Origin of the sequence: Legionella feeleii, from assembly GCF_001467625.1 — a bacterium.
Classification (GTDB): domain Bacteria; phylum Pseudomonadota; class Gammaproteobacteria; order Legionellales; family Legionellaceae; genus Tatlockia; species Tatlockia feeleii.
Map to the genome: position 1 here is coordinate 1 of NZ_LNYB01000079.1, position 12,078 is coordinate 12,078.

Genomic DNA, 12,078 nt, shown 5'->3' on the forward strand with positions numbered 1-12,078 from the left:
CCTTTTGTTGATTATGTTCTTGGCGAACAATCAACAGGATACGCCACCTAATTTATTTTTCACATACACCAGATTCGAGCATAACTCAACTTAGACCCTTTTGCAGCGATTATTTTTGAGTCTCAAGGGGTTCGAAATTTACGCATAATGCGATCATTTAGAAACCTGAAAGAGCAAATTTTATTCGCATTTAGGAGCTAGACCAAAAGCGGCCTGGTATAAATTTAATAATAAATCACCACTATGGTCTGCCGTGGATTCATCGACAAAACGTGAACTGTTTAAAGCAATAATCACTGCTTTTTTATTACAGGGGTGATATACATAAATTACCCTAAATCCCACGGTATCGCCTTCGTAATACCAATATTTGCCTAGTTTTGGATTATAACCTTGAACAACACCTAAACCAAAACCATTGGGATCTTCTGGACTAACTTCAGTAATCGATTTACCCGTTTTCATTGATACCAGTGATTTTAACTCCCGTTGTTGGCGCGATGGTAAAAAATTTGATGAGAATAGGGCTTTTATCCAATAAGCAACATCAGCTGTAGTTGCCACGATTGCACCAGCAGGTCCTGCCATTGATAAATTAACATCGGTTCCCATCTGAGCTCGTTGAAGGTTTACCCCGGTTTTACCGTAATAATAACTTTCCGGCATTTTTCCTAAAAACTGCGGGGTAAACGATTTTGTAACATAATAAGTCTCTTTCAATTGCAAAGGTTTTAAAATCTTTTCCTCCAACTGGTGGGAAAATGAATCGTGAGTTACTTTCTCGATAATCATCCCCAGAATAAGATAGTTGGTATCAGAGTAATTATAACCGGAGGTTGGATGCTTATAGTTATAAGCTAAGTCCACTAATTCTTTATTAGTCCACTGTTTTTTAAGATTCTTGGTTATCGAATTTTCCAGTATTGGAATAGTTGCATAGCCTGGAATGGTACTAGTCATATTTAATAATTGTTTGATAGTTATGGCCCGCCAATCTCTATATTCGGGCAGCCAATCTCCAATTGTTTGATTGATATTTAATTTCCCTTCAGCTTCTAGTTTTAGAATAAGCGCGGCTGTAAACGATTTAGTGACACTTCCAATTTGAAAATAGGCATTAGGCGTAAGTAATTTTTTCCTCTTACTGCTCTCATACCCAAGAGCTGTAGATGTTACACCAGTTCCGCTTAAAAAAGCCGCACCAATCCCGGTGACCAGCTCTTCATTCTTATACTTTTGCAGATAATCATCTATCAAGGAATCAACTAGTTTCAATTTGGGTTGCTCATTCGCTAATACAGGCATCGACAGAATAAATGCTCCTATTAAGCACCATTTGAACATAGTTATCCCATGCATATTAACTCCTATGATTAGTATTCTGAACTTTGAAGTATTCAAGGGTTTCTATATTTATAGATCTAATGCTCTTTATTTTCAAAAAGAAGATTATTTTTAATCATGATTGAAATTGATTACCACCTGTTGTCGGAACTGGCCATAGAGAATCTAATCATGGCTATCCTTACCCGTGAGGCAACCGACTATGGGGAAGAGGAAATGGGTTTCGCTCAGGAAAAACAACAGCTTCTTACAAGACTTGAGCTGGGGGATGCTGTGATAATTTACTCTGCTGAAACAAGGTTATTGCACCATTGTTCCAGTAGAAGAGAAGTAAAAATGGCTCTCTCAAGAAAAAGCGATCGCTTAAGCAGTTAGGTAATATGGGGCTTTGTTTACTATTGGTTAAGCCGACCACTAAAAATTATGAAGGCAAAATAACTCCGCTCGCTCTAAAAATATTTTTGCGACAGAACCCTCCACACCGCAATACTGATTATCTCAACGGGATAACGATATCTCTTCGGCTTTTTCTCCAACATCTTGCCACGAGATAAATAGAGGTTAGTCTAACACTAAAGTTAAGTTGACGATGTCGTTTTTACGACACAACCAATAATAAAACGCTAAGGGTAGTTAGTCATACTTTGTAATGTAATTAGCCAACTGACGTGGCTCCATAGATCTGACCATCCCAGTTAAGAGAAAAGGCAGTTAACTGAAGAAAGTAAGGTAAAGAAATCTATATATGCTCCATTATTGTGCTGCAAGTTATGGTCTTCTTACTTATGTATAAGGTTGGTTTTTTAATCATTTATATAAAATGAACACAAAGGAAACCTCATGCCCCAAGTGAGAAAAATTACTGGAAACCATCCCCATGTAGTAAGGTCTGTATTTAAGAGCAAATACTTCCCTGATTCACGCTCACGCAGTGGCAGAATGCTCAATGTAGCAGAGGAGATTCTTAAAACATCGTCCTACATAGAAAATGTAGACAATATTTTTAAAGATTTACCAAGAAATCCCTTTCTTCCGAGTGGAGGTAAGACTGGTGAGGATTATGTTCGTGATTGGAGTAATACCTTTAGCTATGATTACGCTCAAGGCAACTTGACCGCAGGCCTTTATCACTTCCTTTTGGATGGCTTTATGACGAGCCCCGATTTTTTTAAGGAAGATACAGGGAGAGATCCAAAGGATTTTGCAGCCTACATAAGGAGTATCAAGAAAGTAGATTTTGCCTATTACAATGACAACGGTATCCCTTGCGGTATTTCTATTTCCTATTCATCGAAAGATCCTTCTCTTTGGCTTGCTACTATAATCCGTAACACCACGGGAAAACCTGAAGATAGAGAAACTTTGTTCCTTTCTGCTGAGGAATTTATTAGAAACGACAACGAGGACAAACAAAAAGAACTTGTCGAGAGTGACAGTTTCGCAGAAGAATTCCTGGAGTTTTCTCAATCAAAAACGGTTGCCGCTTTATTTGAAGGTACACTTCTTGCCAATGGCCAGGTCAATGCCCTAAAGCTGGAAGAGCTAGCTCAATCTCTTAAGGAAATGGACCTTAACAATATTAGCCACAATAAAGTATTCCAGGCCAGGAAGAAGCATTTTGACCAGCAAAAACAATTACACGTACAAGCTCTCGCAGATATCAAAAACCCTGCTCTAGAATCGGCAGCCCAACAATCTTATGCACGAAGAAATGCAGGCCCTCTCTTTTCAGGGTTCTTAGTTTTTGGGACCCTGGTAAATTTGGTATTAATTGCTACAGGTTTTTTGGCTCCTTTCGGATTATTCCTGGAGGGCATAAAAAACTACCTTGCGTTCGGTGTTGCGGCTGTTATTGGTGTTGTAAGTGCTGCCAAGCTAGCTATTAATGAACAGCAATTATCCACTTATCAAGCAAGTCTTGAAAGAGTTGAGCAAGATTTAGAGAAAGAAAATAGAGCAGCATTTCTATTAATGGATAATAATGAACCTGAGGAAGCATTAATTGAACATCAAGCGCTTGTGCCTGATACGGGAGAGGTGCAGGAAGACGATTCAAATGGCTTTGCCGTGGTTGGTGGGCTTGTAGACGAGGTAGTGCATGGAGATGATTCTCTATTCCCCAAAGCTACTCACTTGATTGACAGTGTTCAACTACCTGTTGATATTTTTTCACGGAAGGATGTGGGTGTTGTTGTTACAAGGAAAGAAGATGGAATTGTAATTCCAACCAATGACGGTACGCTAATTTACAGTTAATAAATGGAAATAGGAAAATTTAACATGCCTAGTATGTTTTTTAATCAGAATGGACTCCCTGTTTACGGGAAATTGCTACAGCAAAATGAAATTAATACGTGTATGACACGCCTTCATCAGGCACATCAAGCCTTGCAGCAACTGAAGGAAGACATTGATAAGCGCTGTGAAAAGCTGCAAGGTGTTTTTAATTTCCTGGACAGCAAACAAGCCCTCTATCAACAATTAACTGAACAGTATCAGCAAAAGCCCACTGCAAGCCTGGCTCTAAGAATTAATAAATTAGGACAAGCGATTAGTGATTTACTTGGCAAGCTTGAGGCCTCCCAACCAGAAAAAGTTATTGCAGATTTAAGTTCTGATTATGAGGAATTGAAAGCTGCGCTGGCCATAAAAGAAGCTTTAATCTTAAATAGACCCTGAAACGGCACCGTCAACTTAACTTTAGTGTTAGACTAAGTTCTATTTATCTGGTGGCAAGATGTTGGAAAAAGCCGAAGAGATATCGTTATCCCGTTGAGATAATCAGTATTGCGGTATGGGGTTATCACCGATTTAATGACAGCAACCGCTCTGAAACCTCTCGTTAACTGTCATTAAACCGATGATAACGCCATTGCCTAAAGTGTGTGCCAAGAAGCTTGTATACATGGCTGCATCTCCATCCGCGTTTTCTAACAATTGATTGTACTACTTGTTGTATCCAGCGCTGGGGTCCATACATGACGATGTCATTTTTGCGACACAACCTCTAATTTTCTTTTAAGCTGCCCTCTACATAATGTCAATAAATAACTCGATATGCTCTTTTAGTTAACCGAGAATTTATTATGACTTATAATTTTAACCCTCATCGCCCTATCAAAATTTGGCTTAGCAAAAATCCAGCTTCTTTTTTAAATCTTGAAAATCGAGCACGCCTTATTAAGATGCGAGCCACTAATCCAACAGACGAAATCAATTACATCTATGAGAGTAGTCTTTTGTCTGCACAAGCCTTAAAGGATTTTGAAATATTTTGCAAAAAATACCAGATTGTGCCAAAAGATGTACAAAAAGATGTAATTCCCAATTGCACGACGGCAGAAGAAAAAAACTTAATTAAAAATTATCAAGACCAAATTACGAATTTAGATGCTGGCGGGTTGGTTTTTATATGTTTCTAATTGAACTATTAAAAAAAATATTTTTTTAAAAAAAGAAAAATTTTACGTACAAGCCCCCAATAGAGTAAAAGAGCAGGAAAAAAATAGACTCAACCCATGCTTCTCTCATATAAGAGATGTTGATGGACTTATTCCTGGGGTTTCTTATTTATGGGTCATTGATCAAGAAGGAAATATTAATATTGGGATAGAAAAACCTTGGTTGTATCCACAAGCTTTTGGCTTAAAAAATGAAAGCGATGAATGGACAAAAATAAAGAAAACCCTTTATAAAAGTGGTGGTTTTGGCCACCCAACGTTATCTCCAGTATTTGATAAAAAAGGTAATGTCGCTACGAGTACTGACACCAAATGTTGCTATTTCGGTGGTGAAATAAATTATAAAGATGGAAAATGGGTTGTTGATAATAATTCAGGTCGATTTGGCATTATTAATTTAGACGAAAATAAATTACAAAATGCTCTTAATATCGTATCAAATAGCATTAGAAATTTAACAAAATACAGAGTTGATGTTAATTTAATGACAATTGGAAGTACTTACTTAAAAAGCTATTATATTCAATGGACTAAAGGAAAATCTAATCTAGAAAGCTCAATTAAATTACTCGAGGATTATGCAAATGGAAATTCTGTTGGATCGTATCTTAAACTCAGGTTTTTTAGAGATGGTAGTAAAGATCTAACCTTGGTCAAAGAAATTATTCAAAAAGCGAAGGAATGTAAAATAGAAACGGTTGAAGAGCTTATCGCCTCTTTCACGGAAAAAGAAGATATTCATCATTTTGACGGCGGCTTACAAAGAAGACTAAAGTTTATCTCTGGTCAATGTGGGCTTGAATTATCTAAACATTCTGACCCTCTAAGTTTTTTAAACAACTAACTTTAAATTTTGTCTAAGATGTGCAGTTGGTTGAAAAAGCAGGGGAGTAAAGAAACTTCCGAATTTTTTACATGTTCATCAAAAAATATATAATGGGCAAAATGATAATAATTTAATCAAAAAAACATCTAATTTACTGGAGCGAAAAACTATGAAATTAGTATCAATATTTCTAGGAATTTTAATAACCTGTAGTGCAAACGCATTAACTTTAGAAATTTCTTATCCCGAAGGTATTCTAGAGGGAGCTGTTACAGTAAGCAATAATCTCACTATTAAGAACAGCGCTGGAAGTTATAGCAATATAAGTAGCTCTGCAACTTACAAAAAAGCAGATATAGGCCTTAGCTATTTTTCAGAGGAATTGAGAGCATATCAGCCTGTAATCGATAATAATGAAAGCCATAATATTATTAAAATTACATTAAGAGGACAAAATAACACCTGTACAATTAGACAATTACATAAATATCGTCTGATCAGACTTGAGTTGTTCAAAGACGGGCACTGCGCACTTATTTAGAATTGCCTAAACTCACGGGTTATAACAAACAACAAATTGGCTCAGGGCTTGAATCTTGTATTCAACAATCAAAATTTAAGCCCTCTCCATCAAGTTATTGCTAGAAATAAACGTTAATTTTAAACCAACACGTGAATAAGGGGAGTACAATATTGATTTTTAGCCAGCATTCTTCGGATTAGGAAGGAATAAGGCCATAATACTCTAATTATAATCTATTCAGTTTTTTGGGGACGAGAGCTGCTCTGGGTGATTAAACCCATAAGAAAAATCAAATCTATCTTTGGATTTAAACGATATAAAAAACTTTATTGACTGTTATAGATAAACTGTTCCAGACGATGTTTTTAACTCAAGTTGCTATGACATCAAACTAATAAATATTCCTAAAATTTCAAATATAAACCGAAATGATGTAGCAATTGAGTTTATAAAATGGGATTCTTTAACGGATGAAGAAAGAAGATCAATTACCAAAATAATCTCAACAATGTAATTATACATTGAGAAGTATTAAAATAAAAAAGGAAGCATCCTTACCTTAATTATCTGAGGCCAAAAAATTTGAAGATACGCGCTACAATTTAGTTAACAATAGTTTCCGTTAACTCGGGCGAAGGTCAGGATTAGTAATGAAAAAAAGCGATAATATTTATCAAAGTAAAACCCTGTTAATAGCCACATTGTTAGTCTTTATTGTAGGTGTTTATAAAATTCCATACAGAGAAGTAATAGATACCACGGTTATACCACCTGCTGTTGTATATTATTCTATAGTAAATGAGATAATTTATGGGCTAGATCCATCCATAGGCCATTATGCTGGCATTATTAATCTATTAGTGGCTGTGTATTGGTTATTCAGTCTGCTATCTGTAGTCGGCTTGATTGCTATATTTTTTATGCTTCATTCACTTAAAGCACGCAACCTGGACTATTCAAATAGACTGATTATTACAGCAAAACTGTTTATCTATTTATTTCTTATTGAGTGTATAGTTATTACATTGCGCTTTTTTATACCTGCCGTTTCTGCAACTCTTTATACGTCAACGCAGTATTTTACGCCCGTAGCTTTTTTCATCCCTGTTATATTGCTAAATTTGCAGGCCTTGTCATTACTTAGCACCCCCACAAGAAGAGCGGACAGAGGCTTAAGAGCGTGTATTATACTAACAATGAGTACTATTTTTTTATATATTATTTTGAATAATGTATAGCCTTTGAGAGAGTAGATAAATGTGTATTTCTATTGGGCCCATGTGCTCCGAAACTTGGGTTCTACCGCAAAAATGATCCGTCAAAGTGAGATCTGACGTTTGCATAGGGACAGTGAGCAATGATTAGTGTTAAGTGGCATCATGTTAAGCAGGATATTATTTGATGCTGGTGAAATGTTAGTTAGTCTACTCATTGAGTTCTTGTGATTTTAAAAGTTGGCTTTGGGGGCATCGTCAAGCTAACTTTGGTGTTAGCCTAAGCTCTATTTATCTGGTGGAAAGATGTTGGAGCAAAAGTCGAAGAGATATCGTTATCCTTTAGAGATAATCAGCCTTGCCGTATGGCGTTATCGTCGGTTTAATGACAGCTATCGAGATGTTTCGGAGTGATTTCTGTATCGCGGGATTGAAGTGAGCTATGAGACCTTAGGTCAATAGTGCATCAAATTTGACCCTCATTTAAGGCATGTGATTAAGAAGAGAGCCAAGACAATCCAATAAATGGCATTTCGATGAGCAACAACAAATCTCTTCGCCGTAGTAGTTGGGCGTGACACAAACTCAGCAGCAAAGCAACGAGCCCAGTTTCAGAAGACTAGAGAAATTTGGCAATCCGCTCCAAGCAAGCCTCTTTGCGCCTAAAATTTGTCCAGAGACCTGTCTTGCTTCTCGTTAAGTTAAGTTGACGCTGCCGACTCACGGCATAAATTCGACCAAAAATAACTCCGTGCGTGCTCCAAAAATATTGTTGCAACAGAGCCTTTCCTCTTCCTTGCGCTGGAAAAAGTTAACTTGACTGTGCCATTTTTGCGACAGAGGCATTAATTTTTTCTTAATCATTAGATCACATAATGATCATATGGTTTAAAATTTAGCGTTTCTTAAAATGAGTAGAGGCAGAGTCAAAAAGACTTTAAATGAACGTACCCGTTTAATTCAAAAAGAACTTCAAGCTCGACATAAAAGATTGGCGGGAGATATTCAAGCTGCTAGAGAGGGCAGGCTGAATATCGATGGTTTAAATAAGTTAAAAATTGAGTTAGAAGAGCCTGTTAAGTTATCAGATACGCTAGGTATAACGGTGGAAGAATGTCACCCATCAACAGGCACTTATAAACGTGCATTGCCTAAAGGCTATCAATCAGATATAACTGCGATTAATAAAGCGATTGGTTCCCATTCAACGACGACTAAAAAGGAAACTGATAAGGCACCTGATGCCATTAAGCCTTCGCAAACCCAATTAAATAGTGATGTGGTAGCCCATTCTAGCGATGAAAGGCAAGAGGCACAGCTTAAATCATTGTCATTTGCCAATATTACAGGGTTAATCGAGCAAGAAATTTTAGCCTATGAATCTCATCCTAGTGAGGTTCTGATAAGCAATCCACACCATGAGCTCATTAATCGCGCCTGTAAAATCATAAAAACCACCCATATCGAGCACTATAGTGAATATCTGGATTTTCTCTTTTCTTTAACGTCCAAATACCCTAATTCGAGCATAATCGATGAGATAATAACTCAGGATATCGAGGAGACACTGATTGATGCACGTAAGCAGGGGTCTAATCAAAATGTTTCTCAAACTCAAAGAAAATTAACTGCTGCAGAACAAGGCATGATGGATGTTTGCGAGAGACTGGAGGCTGCATTAAAAAACGCAGGTGTTTCTGAGCAGGAAATTTCTAATTTAATGATGGAGGAACAGGGTGCCGAAAAAGAGCAGCCAGTTTATATCTCTTCAATACAAAAAGGGGATTCTCCAGATACAGAGATGGAATTTCAGGTACATGTTGTTAGAGCTTTGATCGACTTAAAGCCCTTAAAAGAACCTCCTCTTTTTGAAGATGATGAATTTATCTGGGAGCAATTAAGTCAGGACAAGGAGAAATTACTCGCAATGGGTAGGCAAAACCTTTTTGTAGAAAAGGAGGTTCCAAATAGTAGCAAGTTGATCGAGAAAGAAACTAGTTTTGACGAAGAAAGTATAGACTTTGAGCCTCTTTATGATGATGAACCGCCAAGAGATAGCACAGTTCAATCAAAAAATAACGACGAGATCGATCCTGAAATTCTCAGTGAACTTTTAGACGAGTTTGATCTGGAAATTGATGAGGTCTTGAATGACAAGTCAGGTCAACTACTCAGTCTTTTAATTAAAATGTTAACTCTAAAGCAGAGAGTAAAGGAAGAAGCCCATTTTGATGAAACAAATGAACCAGATTTTCAAACGGAGGCTGAGCTGGAGGAGTGGCTTACTCATTTAGGTTTTGATGAGACATACAAATCTGCTGATTTTTATACAACCAAGCCTTATGACGCTGGCTTAGAAGCCCCATTTTTCGAAACAGATTTTCTTGACGAGCAACAGGTAAGTGAGACCGAGGATGAGTGTGAGGTTTTAAGAGAGTTCCTAGCTATATTTGATTTGCAAATGGATGATCTTGTTAATGATAAGGACGGTGTATTGCTTAGTTACGTGCAAGGAATGATGTCCTTACTAAATAAACAGAAAAATGCTAAGGATGCATCTTATCCAAGGTGGGTAACTGATTTAGAGGAAGTTGATAGCCAGCAAATGCCAGAAAACGTTATTAGTAGCGATGAACTGGAGCTGCTTAATAGTCTAACGGATGAGGAAAGGGAGATATTATTTCCACCAGGCAACGTTTCAGATAGTCATATTGATAAATTGTTTGCTAAGAAGCCGGATCTAGAAATTAATTTAAAGAGAGTTGGTCAGGAAAATATCAAACATTTGCTTCAATTTTTTGATTCACAGGAAAAAAAGGGTATTCGAGTATGGAAAAAAGGTGAAGTCTATTCGTTTGATGATGGAACTGAGTTTGTATTTAAAAATGATGTGTTTCAACGCGCTAGAAAAGAGGGGCACGAAGGTGTTCGTTATGAAGCAATAAGCAACAAAGCAGCTCTTGGCGAAGGTGCATACGGTAAAGTCAAAAGAATTAAGGGCACTATTGCTTTAGATTCAGAACAGGAAGCGATCCAATTCAAAAAACAAGGAAAAGATGGTAAAAGGCGTGTGGTCAAAATTCAAGAACACGACGATTTGGGTGATAATTCCCTACGCAGTTTTCGGCAAGGATTCGCATTTGCAAAACGAGCCGAGCATCTTTCGCTAAAAGAACCAACTGTCGAAGATAAATCTTTATTTTCTCAAACCAGTTATACAGTTATGGACGAAATTACTGGGCCAGAGTTATTCGATGTAATCTCGGATGATCTGGATGGTATCAATATATTAACCACTGACCAACGTATTGATTTAACTCTCGCACTGCTATTGGCATTAGATGAGCAGGTTACCAATAAAGGTCTTATTCACCGGGATATTAAACCCGAAAATATTAAGGTTGTTCACCTGGGACCACCCGCTGTAGTTAAAATCCTTGATTATGATTTAAGCATAGATAATCCTGATGGAAGTGTGGTAGGTACCCCGGGTTATTTTTCTCCAGAAACCATATCTGATCCCATGAGCATTAACGCTAAATCAGATGTTTATTCTATGGGGCGTACGATTGCTAGGATTTGGTGTCCTAATGATGAAACCTATACTGGAGATTACACGCCTTGGAGCTATTCTCCGGAGCAATTACTAACCAATATTTTCGCTGGTATTGAGGACCTGAGCGATGACGAAAAAGTAATTATTAAAACTACTTTGCTTGGCATGTTGAAAAATGATCCAGATGAGCGTTCTTCAATTGAGAATGCCATTGATGATTTTATGGCTATGTATAGTCATGCACTGGTTGATGAGATTGTTGAAGAACCAGAGCATTCTCTTAATGATTCAATTAATGAAGAAACAGCAACTCTAAAGAGTTCTGTGGTTGATGAGGAAAATCCCACTGTTGAAACAATCCACAGTGGCATAAAAGATGACAAACTCGAAAAAAATGAGGCGAGCGAGTTATTTGTAGAGGCGCTTGGTACCATCTCAATTAAAATCGCTGATCTTATGGATAAAGCGCACAAGGAGCAGCGCTACGAGCCTGCTGCGGAAAAGGCCGTGGAATTACTCATAACTTTGACAGAGGCTGGCCACGATTTTTTTGATAAAGAGGGCAATGAAGAACAATTTAAGCAACGATGTGCTGAGGCTATTAACAAGGCGCGGCCAGAACTAGCAAAACATCGTGGTTGGTCGAAATTATTTACTGATATTACGTTTCTAACTGTTTCCGTATGTACTGCGGGTGTTGCGAATATAGTAAGTAAGCTTGCTACCGGAAGTTTCCGTTTCTTTACGCCGCCGAAAACTGAATCGGAGGAGCAATTAGATCTACTGGAAAAAAACATACATTCAATTGGGAAAAAATAGTAGTTCGGGGATCGCGTCTTGCTTGTTTGACGCGGTCTCATAGATCGGACCGCCCCAGTTAAGAGAAAATACACTTGAGGCCTGATGTGTACGTAGCCCTTATTTTCCGAATTAACTTGGCTGTGTCCTAGAAACCGATAACTTGGCTCATGTGCCTAAAGTGTGTAACAAGAAACCGTATACATGGCTGCATCTCCATCCTCGTTTTCTAACCATTGATTGTACTTCTTGTTGTATCCAGCGCTGGGTCGATACATGACGATGTCATTTTTGCGACACAACCTCTAATTTTCTTTTAAGCTGCCCTCTACATAATGTCAATAAATAACTCGATA

Annotated in this window: 9 protein-coding genes; 8 read left to right on the top strand and 1 reads right to left on the bottom strand. The window is 37.6% G+C overall.

Features of this window, described 5'->3' with window-relative positions:
* Positions 1 to 180: 180 nt before the first annotated feature.
* Positions 181 to 1,359: a serine hydrolase domain-containing protein gene (locus tag Lfee_RS07675; RefSeq protein WP_058445497.1), complete on the bottom strand. Its 1,179-nt coding sequence runs from the start codon at positions 1,357 to 1,359 to the stop codon at positions 181 to 183.
* Positions 1,360 to 1,461: 102 nt separating this feature from the next.
* Between Lfee_RS07675 and Lfee_RS07680 the strand changes: the two genes are divergently transcribed.
* The 8 genes from Lfee_RS07680 (at position 1,462) to Lfee_RS07715 (ending at position 11,743) form a co-directional block, all read left to right on the top strand.
* Positions 1,462 to 1,719 carry a YheU family protein gene (locus Lfee_RS07680; protein WP_058445499.1) on the top strand — a complete coding sequence of 86 codons (258 nt, stop codon included), beginning with the start codon at positions 1,462 to 1,464 and terminating at the stop codon, positions 1,717 to 1,719.
* Positions 1,720 to 2,184: 465 nt separating this feature from the next.
* Entirely contained in the window at positions 2,185 to 3,600 is a 1,416-nt protein-coding gene (locus Lfee_RS07685) for an RNA methyltransferase (RefSeq protein WP_058445501.1), read from the top strand.
* A gap of 24 nt (positions 3,601 to 3,624) precedes the next feature.
* A complete protein-coding gene (locus Lfee_RS07690) occupies positions 3,625 to 4,023 on the top strand; it encodes a hypothetical protein (RefSeq protein WP_058445503.1) in 399 nt (132 codons plus the stop codon).
* Between the two features lie 407 nt (positions 4,024 to 4,430).
* Positions 4,431 to 4,766 (top strand): glycosyltransferase family 88 protein, encoded by a 336-nt coding sequence (locus tag Lfee_RS07695; RefSeq protein WP_058445504.1) that lies wholly within the window; start codon positions 4,431 to 4,433, stop codon positions 4,764 to 4,766.
* A gap of 202 nt (positions 4,767 to 4,968) precedes the next feature.
* Positions 4,969 to 5,649, top strand: a complete 681-nt coding sequence (locus Lfee_RS07700; RefSeq protein WP_058445506.1) for a DUF5617 domain-containing protein — start codon at positions 4,969 to 4,971, stop codon at positions 5,647 to 5,649.
* 151 nt (positions 5,650 to 5,800) lie between these two features.
* Positions 5,801 to 6,172, top strand: coding sequence for a hypothetical protein (locus Lfee_RS07705; protein WP_058445508.1), 372 nt, complete (start codon positions 5,801 to 5,803; stop codon positions 6,170 to 6,172).
* 632 nt (positions 6,173 to 6,804) lie between these two features.
* Positions 6,805 to 7,392: a hypothetical protein gene (locus Lfee_RS07710; protein ID WP_058445510.1), complete on the top strand. Its 588-nt coding sequence runs from the start codon at positions 6,805 to 6,807 to the stop codon at positions 7,390 to 7,392.
* A 967-nt stretch (positions 7,393 to 8,359) separates the two neighbouring features.
* Positions 8,360 to 11,743, top strand: a complete 3,384-nt coding sequence (locus tag Lfee_RS07715) for a protein kinase domain-containing protein (RefSeq protein ID WP_162262674.1) — start codon at positions 8,360 to 8,362, stop codon at positions 11,741 to 11,743.
* The last annotated feature ends 335 nt before the right edge of the window (positions 11,744 to 12,078 follow it).